Annotated in this window: 13 protein-coding genes; 7 read left to right on the plus strand and 6 right to left on the minus strand. The window is 72.1% G+C overall.

Annotated elements, in window-relative coordinates; translation table 11 throughout:
- Position 1 precedes the first annotated feature (1 nt).
- Positions 2–577 carry a hypothetical protein gene (locus E1262_RS10105; RefSeq protein ID WP_132103007.1) on the minus strand — a complete coding sequence of 192 codons (576 nt, stop codon included), beginning with the start codon at positions 575–577 and terminating at the stop codon, positions 2–4.
- Positions 578–796: 219 nt separating this feature from the next.
- On the opposite strand from E1262_RS10105, the gene E1262_RS10110 reads away from it, so the two are divergent.
- The 5 genes from E1262_RS10110 to E1262_RS10130 all read left to right on the plus strand — a co-directional run bounded on the left by E1262_RS10110 (position 797) and on the right by E1262_RS10130 (position 4830).
- Positions 797–1855, plus strand: a complete 1059-nt coding sequence (locus E1262_RS10110; RefSeq protein WP_132103008.1) for a zinc-dependent alcohol dehydrogenase family protein — start codon at positions 797–799, stop codon at positions 1853–1855.
- Between the two features lie 21 nt (positions 1856–1876).
- Positions 1877–2701, plus strand: a complete 825-nt coding sequence (locus tag E1262_RS10115; RefSeq protein ID WP_203453733.1) for a glycoside hydrolase domain-containing protein — start codon at positions 1877–1879, stop codon at positions 2699–2701.
- A 68-nt stretch (positions 2702–2769) separates the two neighbouring features.
- The gene (locus E1262_RS10120; protein ID WP_132103010.1) at positions 2770–4095 is read left to right on the plus strand and encodes a glycoside hydrolase domain-containing protein; all 1326 of its coding nucleotides are present in this window, start codon (positions 2770–2772) and stop codon (positions 4093–4095) included.
- 100 nt (positions 4096–4195) lie between these two features.
- The gene (locus tag E1262_RS10125; RefSeq protein ID WP_132103011.1) at positions 4196–4381 is read left to right on the plus strand and encodes a YegP family protein; all 186 of its coding nucleotides are present in this window, start codon (positions 4196–4198) and stop codon (positions 4379–4381) included.
- Positions 4382–4452: 71 nt separating this feature from the next.
- Entirely contained in the window at positions 4453–4830 is a 378-nt protein-coding gene (locus E1262_RS10130) for a VOC family protein (protein ID WP_132103012.1), read from the plus strand.
- A gap of 4 nt (positions 4831–4834) precedes the next feature.
- Here E1262_RS10130 and E1262_RS10135 read toward each other — a convergent pair whose 3' ends face one another.
- The 5 genes from E1262_RS10135 to E1262_RS10160 all read right to left on the minus strand — a co-directional run bounded on the left by E1262_RS10135 (position 4835) and on the right by E1262_RS10160 (position 13372).
- Positions 4835–7036, minus strand: a complete 2202-nt coding sequence (locus tag E1262_RS10135) for an FtsX-like permease family protein (RefSeq protein WP_203453734.1) — start codon at positions 7034–7036, stop codon at positions 4835–4837.
- Positions 7037–7201: 165 nt separating this feature from the next.
- The gene (locus tag E1262_RS10140; RefSeq protein ID WP_203453735.1) at positions 7202–7744 is read right to left on the minus strand and encodes a GNAT family N-acetyltransferase; all 543 of its coding nucleotides are present in this window, start codon (positions 7742–7744) and stop codon (positions 7202–7204) included.
- A gap of 546 nt (positions 7745–8290) precedes the next feature.
- Entirely contained in the window at positions 8291–11812 is a 3522-nt protein-coding gene (locus E1262_RS30275; protein WP_162605851.1) for a hypothetical protein, read from the minus strand.
- A gap of 299 nt (positions 11813–12111) precedes the next feature.
- Positions 12112–12903: an META domain-containing protein gene (locus E1262_RS10155; RefSeq protein ID WP_132103015.1), complete on the minus strand. Its 792-nt coding sequence runs from the start codon at positions 12901–12903 to the stop codon at positions 12112–12114.
- A 1-nt stretch (position 12904) separates the two neighbouring features.
- Positions 12905–13372: an META domain-containing protein gene (locus tag E1262_RS10160; protein WP_162605852.1), complete on the minus strand. Its 468-nt coding sequence runs from the start codon at positions 13370–13372 to the stop codon at positions 12905–12907.
- A gap of 135 nt (positions 13373–13507) precedes the next feature.
- Between E1262_RS10160 and E1262_RS10165 the strand changes: the two genes are divergently transcribed.
- On the plus strand, positions 13508–15367 hold the full coding sequence (locus E1262_RS10165; protein WP_132103017.1) for an acyl-CoA dehydrogenase: 1860 nt from the start codon (positions 13508–13510) through the stop codon (positions 15365–15367).
- A gap of 163 nt (positions 15368–15530) precedes the next feature.
- Complete coding sequence (gene aceB, locus E1262_RS10170) at positions 15531–17126, plus strand: malate synthase A (protein WP_132103018.1); 1596 nt, start codon at positions 15531–15533, stop codon at positions 17124–17126.
- Positions 17127–17198 lie beyond the last annotated feature (72 nt).

Here is a 17198-nt window from a genome sequence, read left to right on the forward strand (position 1 = left end):
CTCAGGGGCGGGTGCCGAGCTTGGGGTCGAACCCCGTCACCCAGAACACCCCGTGCTCGGCGTCGTAGCCGTGGATCATCGCGGTGTTGCCCGGGCGCAGCTCCTCGATGCCGTCGTGGCGCACCTCGATGACGACGGGCGCGCCGTCGGCGCCGGTGATTTCGGCCTGGCCGGCGTCGGGGCCGACCTCGCCGGTGCGCACGACGCAGATGCTTCCGACCAGGCGGGCCGGATCGGCCGGCCCGGCGGGTCGCAGCGCGCGGCGGATCGGCCAGGCCAGCAGCGCGGTACCCAGCGCGGCGGCGGCCAGCGCCAGCACGACGATGACCACGGACGCCACCACGCCCGGCGGACGCACCGCGACGTCGCGGCCGTGCAGCGTGCCGGCCAGCGCCGCCAGCCAGCTGAGCAGGATGAACACCGATCCCGTCACGTTCAGCGGCACGCCGTCGCCGGCCACGGGCGAGGTACCTCCGACCATCACCAGCAGCCAGTAGGCGAGCACGGCGACGGTGAGGAACGTGAACGGCACCACCGGGAACGTCATGGCGGCGTCGAAGAGATCGTTGAGCGCCACCGTCCAGCCTTCCGAACACACAGGTGGTCGTCGTGACTATAGCGCCGCGGCCGTCCGGCACACCGGGGATTTTCCGTAGCCGTCTAGGGTCGACCCGTGGAGGGCCAGGCACACCGGCGGCGACTGGGGGCCGGAGGCTCCCACGAGTCGTCGGTCGAGGGCGTGAGGCGATCGGAGCGAGTGACGGCCGGTGCCTGGCCGGAGCATTGAGAGGTTGCCGTGCGCGCGATGGTGTACGAGAGATTTCGCGAACGGCCGGTCGTCCGCGACGTCCCCGCACCGGCCTGTCCGCCCGGCGGCGCCGTCATCCGGGTCGAGGCGACCGGCCTGTGCCGCAGCGACTGGCACGGCTGGATGGGCCACGACGACGATATCGAGGTGCCGCACGTGCCCGGGCACGAGCTGGCCGGCGTGCTGGAGGAGGTGGCGCCGGACGTCGCCGGCTGGCGGCCGGGCGAGCGGGTCACCGTCCCGTTCGTCTGCGCCTGTGGCGAGTGCGAGCAGTGCCGGGCCGGCGACCACCAGGTCTGCGAGCGCCAGACGCAGCCGGGCTTCACCCACTGGGGCTCGTTCGCCGAGTACGTGGCGATCGAGCACGCCGCGGTCAACCTGGTCCGGCTGCCCGACTCCGTCGACGCCGCCACCGCGGCCGGGCTGGGCTGCCGGTTCGCGACGGCATACCGCGCCGTCGTACAGCAGGGCCGGGTCGCCGCCGGCGAGTTCATGGCGGTGCACGGCTGCGGCGGGCTGGGGCTGTCCGCCGTCATGATCGCCGCGGCGCACGGGGCACGGGTGGTCGCGGTCGACGTGGCCGCACCGGCGCTGGAGCTGGCCCGTACCGCCGGCGCCGCGGTCACCGTCGACGCGAGCGGCGGGACCGATGTCGTGGCGGCCGTCCGCGACGCCACCGGAGGCGGAGCGCACCTCTCGCTCGACGCGCTGGGCAGCACGACGACGTTCCAGAACTCGGTGGGCGGGCTGCGCCGGCGCGGCCGGCACGTCCAGGCCGGGCTGCTGCTGGCCGAGCACGCGACCCAGGCGGTGGCGATGGGCCCGGTGGTCGGGACGGAGCTGGAGCTGCTGGGCAGCCACGGCATGGCGGCGCACCACTACCCCGCGATGCTGGCCGAGATCGCCGCCGGGACGCTCCGTCCGGAGCTGCTGCTCGGCCGCGAGCTGAGCCTGGAGCAGGGCGTGGACGCGCTGCTGGCGATGTCCGGCGGCTCGCCGACGGGCGTGACGATCCTTCGGCCGAACGGACCTGTCGCCGATTGCTGACGCAATGATATGACTGTCTCCATGACCCGGAGACGACAGTCGGTCATCACCGCCGCCTTCCTGTTCGCCGCCACCTCCGTCGCCGCCACCGCCCCGGTGAGCGCCACCGACGCGCCGCTCCCGGAATCCACCATCGCCACCGGCCTCGGCTTCGACACCTGCACCGCGCCGTCGGTCGCCGCGCTGGACGCGTGGTGGGGCACATCGCCGTACACCACGGTCAACATCTACTTCGGCGGCATCAACCGCGGCTGCCGCCAGCCGAATCTGACGCCGTCGTGGGTGCAGGCGGTGAGCGGCATGGGCTGGGGCCTGCTGCCGACGTACATGGGCCACCAGCCGAGCTGCATCCTCGGCACCAAGGAGCACCGGTTCACCGAGGCCGACGCCACCGCCGTCGGCACCGCGAACGCGCAGGACGCCATCGCGCAGGCGCGGCACCTCGGCCTGCTGCCGGGCAGCGCGCTGTACGCCGACGTCGAGCACTACGACCGCCGCGACACCTCCTGCGTCACGGCGGTCCGCCGCTACGTGTCCGCCTGGACGACGACGCTGCACGACGCCGGCTACCTGGCCGGGGTGTACGTGCATCAGGACTCGGGTCTGCGCGACCTGTCCGCCGTCTACGACTCCCCCGACTACGCCCGCCCGGACGCCGTCTGGATGGCGCGGTGGGACGGCAACCCGGCGCTCACCGGCTGGCCGACGGCGCCGGACAGCCAGTGGGCGAACCACCAGCGAGCCAAGCAGTATCTCGGCGATCACGACGAGACCCACGGCGGCGTCACATTGACCATCGACAGCGACTCCCTGGACGCTCCCGTCGCCACGGTTGCAGATCGATAACTTCGACGAAGCCCCTGTTCACAGCCGGTTTGCGGGAGCACACTCGAAGCGGAGTACAGGGGGTCACCATGAGCCGCTGGTCGGGCACAGTCAGCAGAGCGGCCGCGGTCGCCATCGGCGCGGTCCTCGTGGTCGCCACACTCACCACGCCGGCCGGCGGCTATCCGGCCACGCCGGGGAACTACCCGAGCGGGTCGTCGGCCACCATCGCCACCGGACGCGGCTTCGACACGTGCACCGCTCCGTCGCTGGCCGCCCTGCAGGCCTGGCGTGCGTCGTCGTACCGCACGGTCAACATCTACTTCGGCGGCGTGAACCGCGGCTGTACTCAACCCAACCTGACCGCCGCCTGGGTCCGCGACGCCACCGCGGCCGGCTGGAAGCTGCTCCCGACGTACTTCGGCCGCCAGCCGTTCTGCATGTTCGGCACGAAGCCGCACCGGTACACCGCGGGCACCGCGGGCTCGTACGCCGCCCAGGAAGCCCAGGACGCCGTGGCGAAGGCCCGTGCGCTGGGGGTGCTGCCCGGCAGTGCCCTCTACGCCGACGTCGAGCACTACGACCGCACCAACGCCGACTGCGTCCTCGCCGTCCGCCGCTACGTCTCGAACTGGACGGTTACGGTGCACCAGGCCGGATACCTCGCCGGCGTCTACGTTCACCAGGACTCCGGCCTGGCCGACCTGTCCGCGTCCTACAGCTCCGCCAGCTGGGCCCGGCCGGACGCCGTCTGGATGGCGCGCTGGGACGGCAATCCCGCGCTCACCGGCTGGCCGACCGCGCCGAACACCCAGTGGGCCAACCACCAGCGCGCGAAGCAGTACCGCGGCGACCACACCGAGACGTGGGGCGGCGTCACGCTGAACATCGACAGCGACGCGCTCGACGCCCCGGTGGCGACCGTCGCGCGGAACTTCCGGGTCACCAGCACGACCGCGCTCAACGCGCGTACCGGGCCGTCGACCGCCTACCCGGTGACACGCAGCATCGCCCCCGGCGCGACAGTCGCGGTGATCTGCCAGGGGCACGGCCAGCAGGTCGGCACCAGCGCGGTGTGGGATCGGCTGACCGACGGCAGCTGGGTGGCCGACTACTACATCTCGACGCCGTCGAACACCACCTTCTCCAGCATCCTGCCGCGGTGCACCTATCCCGGTCAGGTGACGAGCACGACGCCGCTGACGGCGCGCGTCGGGCCGGGCACGAACTACGCGGCCACCGGCGCACCCCTGCAGCCCGGCGCCTTGGCGTACGTCATGTGCCAGTCCCTCGGCTCGCTGGTGGGCACCAGCCGAGTCTGGAACCGGCTGCACGACGGACGCTGGGTCACGGACTACTACGTGGGCAACCAGTCCGCACACACCTGGAGCGCGCCCGTGCCGCGCTGCCCGTGAGACGAGACGGCGGCGGCTCTGCCCGGTTCGGGCGGCGGACGTCCTGCCCTGCCTCTACGCTTCTGCTGCCAGGCGTTCGTCGTCACAGGAAGGTTCATCGATGGCAGGGAAGTTCGAGCTCTACAAGGACAAGTCCGAGCAGTACCGCTTCCGCCTGAAGGCAGGCAACGGTGAGGTCATCGCCGTCGGCGAGGCATACACCAGCAAGAGCGGCGCTCTGAACGGCATCGACTCGATCCGCCGCAACGCGGCCGACGCGGTGATCGACGACCAGACCGACGACTGACGTCCGGACGTCTCGAGCGCCCCGGCCCGCCGCGTGCGGGCCGGGGCTCCGGTCGTCTAGCGTCAGGGCGCATGGCAGCGCTGAGCGAGATCGTCATCGACTGCGAACACGCGCCGAGCCTGGCCCGGTTCTGGGCCGCGGTGCTCGACGACTACGACGTCCTGCCCTACGACGCCGCCGAGATCGAACGGCTGGCGGCGCTCGGCCTCACCCCGGAGACCGACCCGACCGTGGCGGTCGGCGGTCCCGGCCCGACGCTGTACTTCCAGCAGGTGCCCGAGCGCAAGACGGTGAAGAACCGGGTGCACCTCGACGTCGAGGCGGCCGACCGGCGGGCCGAGGTGGACCGCCTGGTCGCCCTCGGGGCCAGCGTGCACAGCGTCCAGGAACGGTGGACGGTGCTGCTCGACCCCGAGGGCAACGAGTTCTGCGTCGCGCAGTCCGGCTGACAGCTCAGTCCGCCGTGGCAGCCGCCTGGGCCGCCCGCTGCCGCAGCACCTGCCAGGCCGGCAGCAGCGTCGCCGTTATCGTGAGACCCAGCGCGACGGCCACCACGCCCAGGTAGATCAGCGGCGAGCCCGACGGCGTCAGCTGGTCGGCCCGCGCGAGGCTGAACGGGACCAGCGTCGCGACCGACGCGAGCGTTCCGAGCACGATGCCGACGGCAGCCACCAGCACGCCCTCGGCGCCGACCATCCGCAGCACCTGGGCGCGGGTGGCGCCGGTCAGCCGCTGCAGCCCGAACTCGCGCCGCCGCGCGCCGGTGCTGGACGACAGCACGTTGATCACCGAGATCGCGGCGTACGCGACGATCATGATGACGACGGTGTAGTTGGCGAACGCCAGCGTGCGCTGCTGGTCGCCGTAGTCGTCGAAGAGCGCCGCGCGGTCGGCGACGGCCAGCCCGGGTGTCGCCGCGGCCAGGCCGCGCAGCTCGCCCACGACGGCGCCGGCGGTCGCGTCGTCGTCGGCCGCCACCAGGATCTCGTGCACCCCACCGGCGGTCGTGTGCGGCGCCAGCAGGTCCGCCGGGAGCAGCAGCGTGTCGTAGTCGGCGGCGGCGTCGAACGTCGCGGCCACCCGCACCGTCGCCGTCGCACCGTCGCCCAGCCGCAGCGTCAGCTCGTCGCCGATCCCGACCCCGAGCGACCGCGCGTGGTCCGCGGCCAGCGCGACGGTGTCGCCGGTGAGGTCGGTCAGCGCGCCGTCCACGGTCGTGACCGGGGTGGTCGCGGCCGCACCGGTGGCCGTGACGCCCTGCAGCGTCCAGCCCTCGTCGCTCTGGGAGTCGTCGTGCGGCGACTCGACGAAGCCGGCGCTGCGCACCAGCTCCGAGGCACCGCCCACGCCGGGGAGGGCAGCGATCCGGTCGACCAGCTCCGGGCCGGCGGGCGCGGACGACGTCACGACGGCGTCGGCGACCAGCCCGCGGGTGAACGTGTCGCGGTTGACCGCGTCCTCGGTCGCCTGCAGGTAGAGCGTGCCGGTGGCGATGCCGGTGAGCATGATGATCGGCGTGACGACGGCGGCCGTGCGGGCCGTGCGGCCGCGGGCGTTGAGCACCGCCAGGTGCCCGGAGACCCCGGCCACTGCCCGCACCGGCCACTGCAGCCCCGCGGTCATGGCGCGGGTCAGCGCGGGGCTGAGCAGCGCCAGCCCGATGGCCCACAGGAACACGGCGGGGCCGGCCGTGCTCGACGTGAGCGGTCCGCTCATCACCGTCACGGTCACCACGCCCAGCGCGATGCCGCCGCTCAGCGCCAGCAGACCGAACAGCCAGCGCCACGGGCTCATCGTCCGGGCGTCGAGGTCGGCCTCGGCCAGCGCCTGTACGGGCCGGACGGCGGCGGCCCGGCGGCCGGCGATCAGCGCCCCGCCCACCGCCGCGATGAGCGCCGCGCCCACCGCCGTCACGACCGGGATCCAGCCCTGCCGGAACTCCACCCCGGCCGGCACCACACCGGCGTCGGTCATCCGCTGGAACAGGAACTCGCCCAGGTACCGACCGGGGATCAGCGCGAGCGCGGTCGCGACCACGGACAGTGGCAGCGTCTCGCCGAGCACCATCCGCCGCAGCTGACCCGGCGTCGCGCCGGTCGCCCGCAGCAGCGCCAGCTCGCGGCCGCGCTGCTGGATGGACAGCGCCAGCATCGACGCCACGCCGAACATCGAGACCATCGTTGCCCAGCCGCCGAACACCCCGGCCAGCGAGATCAGGTCCTCGCTGCTGGCCCTGGCCTCGTGCAGCTCGGCCAGGCCGCGGTCGTCGCCGGTGAGCGTCGTCGTGGCCGTGCCGTCGAGCGCGGCGTCGATGCGCCCTCGCAGCTCGCCGGCGCTGACGCCCGGCGCGGCCGTCACCGCGATCGCGTCGACCGTTCCGGACGGCGCCGGCTCGTCCAGCACGCGTCCATCGGCCGTGGCCACGCCGTCGACGGCGGCGACCGTCGCGACCAGGTCGTCGTCGACGCGCACCCGCTCGGGCAGCACCGCCAACTCATCGGTGCGGGGAATGTCGTAGCGCTGCTCCCCCGCGACGACCACGTCCGCGCCGGCAAGCTGTTGCGGCGGCACCGCGGTACGGATGCCGGTCTCCATCAGCCCGCCGCAGGCCATCACGATCGCGGCGCCGAGCACCATCGCCACGAACGCCGCCACGAAGGCACCCTTGCGATATCGCAGGGTTCGTACCGCCAGACCGAACATCGGTTGCTCCCGAGGACACGTCGCGCCGGGTGCGCGACCTCGGAACCGACGCTACGGAGCCCACGGCGCCGCCCCCATGGCGGTGACCGGCCGCTTCAGCCGGGGGACAGCCCCACCTCAGACACCCCCTAGCCAGTCGGCGCGGAGCAGGCCCATCATGATGGTGTCGACCCGCTCACCGTCCCAGAGCAGCGACTCGCGCACCCGGCCCTCGACGACGAACCCGCACTTCTCGTACGACCGCTGCGCCCGCGGGTTGAACGCGTACACCTCGAGGCCGACCCGGTGCACGCCGACCTCCTCGAACAGGTGGCGCAGCATCAGCTCGATCGACTCCGGGCCGAGCCCGCGGCCGCGATACTTCTCGACGAGGTCGATGCGGAAGCCGGCGGTCTCGTTGTCGGCGTCGAGGTTGTTGACGGCCAACCCGCCGGCATACTCGCCCGAGGCGGCGTCCTCGATGGCCCAGTCGAGGCGGTCGTCTTGCTCCGCTCGACTGGCGCAGAACGCGTCGATGGCCTCGCGGGTGAACGTCTGGTGGGTGCCGGTGAGCCGGGCGGACTCGGGGTCGTGCAACGACTCGAACAGGGCGGCGGCGTGCTCCGGGCCGAGCGGGACCAGCCGGATGCGCTCGCCGGTCAGCGTGGGCGTGGTGGCCACGGCTGCTAGGTTGATCACGGGCTCTGTCTACCGGCCGGGCTGGACGTCCGGCAACAGGTTTTGCCGGCCAGCAAAGGCGAAGGCCCCTCGGAGTAAGGGTCCGAGGGGCCTTCTCTTTCGACCAGAACCATCACGGCCGGATGAACCGGCCGGATGCTCGCCACCTCCGATGACGGCGGCTCGAGCGGCGGAGCTCACGGTGACCCGTGGGTATCCACAGCCCTTCCGGTCTGCCGTCCGGCTCCGTCAGCCGCCCCGCCCATCGGTGTGCGGTTCGCCGGGTCACCCCGACGTGGCGAACTGCCGTTCTCCGTCCGGCCCGCCCTCGACTCCTCGGTGCCTTTGACCAGGTCACCCCGGTTTTCCGGCTCCGAACTCGTCGATGACGATGGAGCATTTCTAGTCCTGTCGCGGGGGCTGCACAAGGGGGTTCGGCGAAGATTTCCGGACCGGGCCGTCACCCACAAGGCTGTCCACAAGTGGCTGAGCGTGCGCCGCCAGTTACCCACACCCCTGTGTACAAAATTTGTGGACAACTCGGCCCACTCAGCGCCGGTTCAGCACCCGCGTGACGGCCGCGACGACCGTCGTGGCGAGCACCGCGCCGCAGAAGACGAGCCCGTACGCCACCACGAGGTCCAGCCCGCGCGGGTCCCAGGCGGAGTCCTGGCCGAGACTCAGGAGCGGGATCAGCAGGTCGAGGGCGTAGCCGAACGGGTTGAACGTCGGGTGGACGTTCACCTCGACCGGGTCCAGCTCCTTGGTCCAGAAGTACGCCGTCCCGAACGCCAGCAGGCCGACGAACCAGATCGCGGCCAGGCCGGGCCGATAGCCGAAGCCGACGGTGACGTCCTGCAGGTAGCCCCAGCCCTTCATCAGGAGCTGCCCGAACGTCGACGTGCCCAGCAGGTCGCGGCGGTGTCGCTGCCGGGCCAGCAGGACGGTGCGGGCGGCGGCGTCGTCGCCGGAGCGGCGGTAGTGGCTGGCCAGCTGCTCGTACACCTGGTGCTGGTAGCCGGTGGGGTCGCGGCGCAGCCAGGCCAGTGCGGTGTCGACGTCGGCGTCGCCGGGGTCGTCGAAGGTCAGGCCGGACAGCATGACCATCGACGTGTCGGTGGGGTCCATGACCAGGGTGCGGACCTCGGAGCCGCGCAGGTCGACGGCGATCTCGCCGGCCGGCAGCTCGACGGTGCCGGCCTGCAGCTCTGACAGGTCGATCAGCGCCCGGCCGCCGGTGGCTGTCGTGGTGGCGACACTCAGGTCGTTCATGAGGATCCGCCGGGCCACCACGGCTTCGTGCAACGAGACCAGCGGCCGCACCTGTTCGGTGCCGGCCGCGCGCGAGTCCGCGGCGTGGTCCTGGCTGATCGTCACCTCCTCGCAGGAGAGCTCGCCGATGTGCGCGCGGTCCAGCCGCACCTCGCCGACGATGGTCAGCGGGCCGTTCCCGGTCGACCGCCGCGAACCGAGCTCGACCGCCCCGGACACCTGCAGGTTCGGCGCGAACACCGCGGTCCGGCCCGGGTTCGTCAGCGTGGTGCGGCCGCGGACCAGCAGCCGGCCGGCCAGCACCGCCTCGGCCAGCGAGAACTGCCCGGTCAGCTCAACGTCGCGGCACTCCAGATTGCCCTCGACCTTGAGTCCGGAGGCCGCGACGATCTCCCCGACCGGGACGCGGCCGTCGTCCCGCTCGCCGGTCTCTCCGAGCAGCGCCGTCAGCACTACGCTGAAGCCCACCTCGGCCCGCCGCAGCGCCACGCCGCCGGTCAGCTCGGCATCGCGGACGAGGAACGACCCGCCGACCGCGACCTGGGCGGCGTCGACGGCGAACCGGCCCGGGTGGTGATAGCTGCCGCCGTCGACGACGATGTCGCCGCCCACTCGGGACCGCGCGACGATGACCGCGCCGTCGACGTCCAGCCCGGTCAGCCGGCACACGCCGCAGGTGACGTCGGGCAGCAGCAGCGCGGTCTGCCCGGGCGCGGCGAACTCGGCGTGCCGCAGGCTCAGCCCGGCCGAGAACGTCGACCCGGTGAGCCGCAGCGCACCGCGGAACACGCCGCCGTCGACCAGGAACTCGTCGGACATCGTCTGGATCGCACTGAACACGATCGGCCCGTCGGTCGACCCGATGCCGTGCCCGGCCAGCGTCGAGCCGCTGAGCACGAACCGGCGCCGCACGTGCGCCTGATCGAACGAGACGGTGCCCTCGATCTCGGCCTGCTCGAACGAGACCTTGCCGCCGACCTGCACGCCGGTGGCGTCGAGCGCCCGGTGGTCGGGTCGGTGCAGCACGGCGCCGTCGAGCACGAGGTCGCCGCCGACCTTGCCGTCGCGCATCACCACGCCGCCGTCGGCCCAGAAGCCGCCGAGGTCGGTCGAGTACGGGTCGTTGCCGACGACGAGGTCGCCACGGACCTCGATGCGCGGCGCGATGAGCGCGTTGCCGTCGGGGTTGTAGATCTGCGCGCCGGTGAGCACGACGCTGTCGGCGACCGCCGCGGTGAGCCGGACGGCGCCGTCGCAGACCAGGCCGCGGGCGGTGAACCGGCCGTCGACCCGCAGGCCGATGGCGTCGACGCCCATGCCGGACGCCTCGATGTAGGCTCCGCGCAACAGGACGTCGCTGCGGACCCGTGCCTGGAACAGCCGCAGCTGGCCCTGCACCCGCACGCCGTCCATGGCCAGGCTCTTGCCGAGGTCGGCGTGGGCGAGGTCGACGTCGCCGCGGCAGCGGAACCGGCGCCCGAGTACCAGCCGCTCGCCGATGACGGCCCGCGACGCGGCCAGCGCGCGGTAGCCGCCGTCGAGGTTGGCGCCGCTGAGGAAGACCGCCGCGCCGACGCGGATGCCCTTGATGTTCAGCCCGCCCATGGCGGACAGCCGCTCGAGGTTGAGGTCGCGCCGGACCGTCGCCGACTGCAGGCTCACCGCCCAGGAGTCGTCGGGGTTGGTGACCCGGGTGCCGACCAGCCGGACCGAGGTCGCCTCCATCTCGTCCAGCATCACCCGGCCGACCAGCCGGGCGCGGTCGGCGACCAGGGAGCCGACCGCGGCGCCGATGCCGACCATCGCGTACCCGCCGGGGTTGCTGATCTCGACGCCGCGCAGCGCGAGGGTGTCGCGGACGACGCCGCGCGGGATCAGCATGCGGCCGAGGATGCGGGTGCCGTTCTCGGCCTCCAGCCGGTCGGCCTCGATGTCGCTGGCGACGAGCGCGTCGCCGCCGGGGTTGGCCAGCACCGCGGCGTCGAACACGACGCTGCCGGCGATCGTCGCGTGGCCGAGGTCGACGGTGCCGCTGCAGCGCAGGCCGCGGCCCTGCACCCCGCCCGCCACCAGCCGGCGGGCGTCCAGCGCCACGCCGTGCCGGTTGCGCAGGACGGCGTCGGTGAGGTCGACCCGCCCGGCCACCGTCGCGCCGGACAGCACGATCGGGCCGCGGACGCGGGCACCGACCAGGCCGAGCCCGCCGTCGACCCGCAGCCGCTCGGCGTCGACGGCCTCGCCGGACGACGCGAACAGCCGCGCCCGGGTGAGCAGCAGGTCGCCGCCGACGCTGAGGTTGCGGGCGTGGAACAGCGTCGAGTGGCCGTGGAACCGGCTGTCCTCGAACGACGCCGACCGATGCACGTGGGTGTCGACCATGCTCACCGAGCCGACCAGGCACTCGCGCACGGCCAGCGCGTTCTGGACGTCGACGGACTCCGTGCGCAGGTCGGGCACCCGGCAGCGGACCAGTTCGACGCCGGCCGCGGTCAGGTCCGCGAGCACGAGGATGTCGTCGATCCAGCACATGTCCAGCCGCAGCGGCCGCTCCAGCCGCCCGTCGCGCAGCTGCAGGCCGCCGGTGATGCGCGCGCCGGTGAGCCGGACAGCGGCGCCGGGCACGCCGCCGGCGTCGCGGAGCAGCTCGTCGACGACGCGGGCGCGGACGGTGCGCGACTCGTCCCAGGCGTCGCCGGACTCGACCGAGCGGGGGTCGATGTCGCGCCCGAGGTCGGCCTCGCCGCCGCGCGCCACGGCCGACCGCAGCGCCGACTCGGCGCGGCTGAGCCTGTCGCGCACCCTGCCTCCCGGTCCGGCCATCTCACCCTCGCCGTTGTCGGTGATCAATGTAACGGCTGCGGCAAAGCGGTTGTATGCGGACAGACCAACTCGAACGGATCCCGGCGATACGCCGTGTCGTTACGCGGCGTTCATCCGCGCATGCGATAAGAATCGAGAAGACCCCTCGGGGTAAGGGTCCGAGGGGTCTTTCATCTGCGCCGACATCGACGCGGACGGGTCCATACGCACCGTGACCCACAGGTTGTGGATCAGTTGTGGAAAGCCGCGCCGAACCGTGACAAACGGCGCCGCCACTGTCAACCGGCCGACACCGCCTGCAACCCGGAACCGCTCGGCGCCTCCAGCGACAGCCGGTTGCTCGTGATGGAGAACCGGACCTCGCCGTCCAGCGCCGCCAGCACGACGTCCTCGACGTACGCCGCCGCGCCGTCGCAGGCCACCTCGGTCGTCACGAGGTCGGCGACCGTGAGGGTGTCGCCGTCGACCGTGACGATGCCGTTGATCTCATTGCAGCCGGTGTGGCCGGTGAGCGCGTCGCCGTCGATGCGCAGGAACGGCGCGATGCCGACCGGCACGGACGACGCCGTCTCGCCGTCGGTGAGCCCGTCGACGTCCCACCGCCGGCCGGTCAGGTCGACCGGCGGCTCCAGCACGTCGCGGTCGGTCAGCGACACCACCAAGTCGCCCGCGGTGAGGACGAGGGTGGCGTCATCGGCCAGCTCCCAGGCCGGTTCGGCGGCCAGCAGGTCGGTGAGCCAGGCGTCGGAGGCCATGACCTCCGGCTCGCAGCCCAGCTCCGTCAGCCCGAGGTCAGCGCCGACCAGGCGGCCACCCGACAGCTCGACCGGCCCGTTGGCGCTGTTGCAGCCCGCCGTGGCCAGCAGCCGGCCGTCGTCGGTGAAGTGGAGGTTCAGCGGCCCGCCGCCGGGGATGCCGACGTCCTCGGTGGAGACGAACGTGCGGCCGGCCAGCTCGGCGCCGTCGCCGTCAGTGTCGGTCGCATCGTCCGCGCCTGCGGCGGCATCGCCGCAGGCGGCCAGGAGCAGCACGACGCCCAGCAGGCCCAGGCCACCGGCCGGGCGTCGCATGTCAGAGGTCCGTGGACGGGGCGTCGGACATCACCATCGTCAGCGAGTTGCCGTCGGCGTTGGTCAGCGTCAGCGTGTCGCCGGACGCCTCGACCGTGACCTCGCCGCTGAGCACCTGCAGCATCGAGTTGTCGATCTGCCCGAGGTCGCCGGAGCAGCCGCGGCGGGTGGAGATGAGCGGCTGGAAGGTGATGCTGGAGTCGCCCACCTCGGCCGATCCGCTGAAGCCGTTGCATCCGGTGGAGCCGGTGACGTCGCCGTTCTCGTCGATCTCGAAGTAGGCCTCCGGGTCGGACGGGCCGGCGACCGTCGCGCCGGTGGCCTGCAGCTCCTCGAGCACCCACCGGCTGCCGACGATCGGCACGGCCGGCTCGGTGGAACCGTCGGATCCGGAGTCGCCAGGGACGGCGGTGGTGTCGTCGCCGCTGTCGTTGCCGCCGCAAGCCGCCAGCAGGGCGATGCCGGCCACCGCGGCGAGGGTTCCTAGTCGTCGCATAACCATGGGACGGGCGCGGGGCCTTCGCCGTTCCTGGGTTGCGCGAAGTTACCGACAAGTAGCACCATGGGGTTACCGGCTGGTAGCAACGGGCTGACGGAGGATGCGATGAGCCACTACAGGTCCAACCTGCGCGACATCGAGTTCGTGCTGTTCGACGTGTTCGGCAGCGACGCGCAGCTGGGCAACGGGCGCTACGAGGAGTTCGACACCGACACCGTGCGCAGCATCCTGGCCGAGGTCGACCGCATGAGCCGCGAGGACCTCGCCGCCTCGTACGCCGAATCCGACCGCACCCCGCCGGTCTACGACCCCGCCGCCCGCACCGTCACCATCCCTGAGTCGTTCAAGAAGAGCTTCGCCACGCTGATGGACTCCGAGTTGTGGCGCTTCGCGCTACCCGAGGGCCTCGGCGGCACGCCTCTGCCGCCGTCGGTGTTCTGGGGCGCCGCCGAGCTGATCCTCGGCTCCAACGCCGCCGCCTGGATGTACGCGTCCGGCCCGTCGTTCGCCAGCGTCATCTGGCGCAACGGCACCGACGCGCAGAAGCGCATCGCCGAGATCATGATCGACCGCCGGTGGGCGGCCACCATGGTGCTCACCGAGCCCGACGCCGGCTCCGACGTCGGCGCCGGCGCCACCAAGGCGCACCCGCAGCCCGACGGCACCTGGCACATCGAGGGCGTCAAGCGGTTCATCACGTCCGGCGAGCACGACATGAGCGAGAACATCGTCCACCTCGTGCTGGCCCGGCCGGTCGGCGTCGAGGGCGTCGGCGGCCCGGGCACCAAGGGGCTGTCGCTGTTCATCGTGCCGAAGTTCCGGTTCGACCCCGAGACCGGCGAGCTGGGCGGGCGCAACGGCGTCTACGCCACGAACGTCGAGAAGAAGATGGGCCTCAAGGTCTCGTCCACGTGCGAACTCACCTTCGGCGACGGCGAGCCGGCGACCGGCTGGCTGCTCGGCGACGTTCACGACGGCATCGCGCAGATGTTCCAGGTCATCGAGTACGCCCGCATGATGGTGGGCACGAAGGCCATCGCCACGCTCTCCTCCGGCTACCTCAACGCGCTCGACTACGCCAAGGAGCGGGTCCAGGGCGCCGACCTCACCCGGGCCACCGACAAGTCCGCGCCCCGGGTCACGATCACCCACCACCCAGACGTGCGCCGCTCGCTCATGACGCAGAAGGCGTACGCCGAAGGCATGCGGGCACTGGTGCTCTACACCGCCACCATGCAGGACGCCGTCGCGGCCGCGGCAGCGCGGGGCGAGACCGACGAGCATGCCGAGCGGGTCAACGACCTGCTGCTGCCGATCGTCAAGGGTTACGGGTCGGAGCGGTCCTGGGTGCTGCTCGGTTCGGAGTCGCTGCAGACCTTCGGCGGCTCGGGCTTCCTGCAGGACTACCCGCTCGAGCAGTACGTCCGCGACGCCAAGATCGACACCCTGTACGAGGGCACCACGGCCATCCAGGGCCAGGACTTCTTCTTCCGCAAGATCGTGCGCGACAACGGGCAGGCGATCGGCTGGCTGTCGCAGCAGATCCAGCAGACCGTCGACGACGAGCTCGGCGGCGGGCGGCTGAAGGTCGAGCGGGAGCAGCTGGCCAAGGCGCTCCAGGCCGTCCAGGGCATCCTCGGCACGATGGTCGGCTTCCTCATGTCGGCCGACGAGCGCGCGGAAGGCGGCGACGTCCGCAACGTCTACAAGGTCGGCCAGAACACCACCCGGCTGCTGCTCGCCGCCGGCGACCTCGTCGTCGCCTGGCTGCTGCTCCGCCAGGCGGCCGTGGCCCTGACCAAGCTGGACGGCGACGTACCGGCCAAGGACCAGGCGTTCTACGAGGGCAAGGTAGCGGCCGCGCAGTTCTTCGCCCGCCAGGTGCTGCCGCGGCTGGCGTCCGAGCGGGCCGTGGCCGAGGCCACCGACAACGCACTGATGGACCTCGACGAGGCCGCCTTCTGACCCGTCGGCCACGCGGCTGACCGCCGCCTCACTACGTCGGCCCTCGGACCGTTCCGCCCACGGTCCGGGGGCCGTCGCCGTAGCGGTTGACCGCCGCTCCGCCTCCCATTTATTCTGTTATACAGATAGCAACTTCCGAATAGTGGAAAACCAGGAGAGCGCGATGGCGGGTATCGAGGTCACCGGTCCGATGCACGAACGGTTCGACGAGGTGCTGACCCCTGCCGCGCTTGCCCTGATCGAGCGGCTGCACCGGGAGCTGAACCCGCGCCGGCTGGAGTTGCTGCGGCGGCGCGCCGAGCGGACCGCCGCCGTCGCGGCCGGCGCGGAGCTCGACTTCCTCGCCGAGACCAAGGACGTCCGCGAGGACGACACGTGGCGGGTCGCGCCGGCGGCGCCCGGCCTGGAGGACCGCCGGGTCGAGATCACCGGCCCCACCGACCGCAAGATGACCATCAACGCGCTCAACTCCGGCGCCAAGGTGTGGCTGGCCGACCAGGAGGACGCCAACACGCCGCTGTGGGAGAACGTCGTCCAGGGGCAGCTCAACCTGTTCGACGCCATCGACGGGACCATCGAGTTCACCAACCCCGACGGCAAGCACTACGCGCTGCGGACCGACCAGCCGCTGGTCACCATCGTCGTCCGGCCGCGCGGCTGGCACCTACCTGAGAAGCACATCATCGTCGACGGCGAGCCGACCTCGGGCGGCCTGGTCGACTTCGCGCTGTACCTCGCCACCAGCGGGCAGAAGCAGATCGACCGCGGCCAGGGCCCATACTTCTACCTGCCGAAGATGGAGAGCCATCTCGAGGCGCGGCTGTGGAACGACGCGTTCGTCATCGGCCAGGGGGCGCTGGGCATCCCGCGCGGCACCATCCGCGCGACCGTGCTCATCGAGACCTACCCGGCGGCCTTCGAGATGGAGGAGATCCTCTACGAGCTGCGCGAGCACTCCGCGGGCCTCAACGCCGGCCGCTGGGACTACATGTTCAGCGTCATCAAGAACTACCGCACGCGCGGCTCTGACTGGGTGCTCCCCGACCGCAACTCCGTCACCATGACGGTGCCGTTCATGCGCGCCTACACCGAGCTGCTCGTGCGCACCTGCCACAAGCGCGGCGCGCACGCCATCGGCGGCATGGCGGCGTTCATCCCCAGCCGCGACCCCGAGGTCAACGAGGCGGCGTTCGCCAAGGTCAAGGACGACAAGACACGCGAGGCCGGCGACGGCTTCGACGGCTCCTGGGTGGCGCACCCGGGCATGGTCGAGGTCTGCCGCGAGGCGTTCACCGCCGTCCTCGGCGACCGGCCGAACCAGATCGACCGCATCCGCGACGACGTCCATGTGACGGCGGCCGACCTTCTCGACGTCGCCTCGACGCCGGGCGAGGTCACCGAGACCGGCCTGCGCAGCAACATCTCGGTCGGCATCCAGTACCTCGCCGCCTGGCTGGGCGGCACCGGCGCCGTCGGCATCAACAACCTCATGGAGGACGCCGCCACCGCCGAGATCAGCCGCAGCCAGGTCTGGCAGTGGCTGCACAACGGCGTCGAACTGGCGGACGGCCAGCGGGTCACGCGCGAGCTGGTCGAGCGGCTGATCGACGAGGAGTGCGCAGCCATCGAGCAGCGCATCGGCGCCGCCGCCTTCGGCGGCGCCCACTTGGCCGAGGCCCGGGCCACCTTCACCGACCTCTCGCTCGCCGACGAGTATGTCGACTTCCTCACCCTGCCCGCCTACGAGCGCATGCCCTGACCGTCCGCCCCATGATCATAACCTTCTGTGCTGCCCTGACAGCTGTCGGAGCGACACAAGAGGTTGATGATC

Source organism: Jiangella aurantiaca, assembly GCF_004349105.1.
Classification (GTDB): Bacteria; Actinomycetota; Actinomycetes; order Jiangellales; family Jiangellaceae; genus Jiangella; species Jiangella aurantiaca.

Coding starts and splice junctions, on each gene's coding strand:
- E1262_RS10115 (WP_203453733.1), top strand. CDS start 1,877: ATGACCCGGAGACGACAGTCGGTCATCACCGCCGCCTTCCTGTTCGCC.
- E1262_RS10120 (WP_132103010.1), top strand. CDS start 2,770: ATGAGCCGCTGGTCGGGCACAGTCAGCAGAGCGGCCGCGGTCGCCATC.
- E1262_RS10125 (WP_132103011.1), top strand. CDS start 4,196: ATGGCAGGGAAGTTCGAGCTCTACAAGGACAAGTCCGAGCAGTACCGC.
- E1262_RS10130 (WP_132103012.1), top strand. CDS start 4,453: ATGGCAGCGCTGAGCGAGATCGTCATCGACTGCGAACACGCGCCGAGC.
- E1262_RS10155 (WP_132103015.1), bottom strand. CDS start 12,903: ATGCGACGCCCGGCCGGTGGCCTGGGCCTGCTGGGCGTCGTGCTGCTC.
- E1262_RS10165 (WP_132103017.1), top strand. CDS start 13,508: ATGAGCCACTACAGGTCCAACCTGCGCGACATCGAGTTCGTGCTGTTC.
- aceB (WP_132103018.1), top strand. CDS start 15,531: ATGGCGGGTATCGAGGTCACCGGTCCGATGCACGAACGGTTCGACGAG.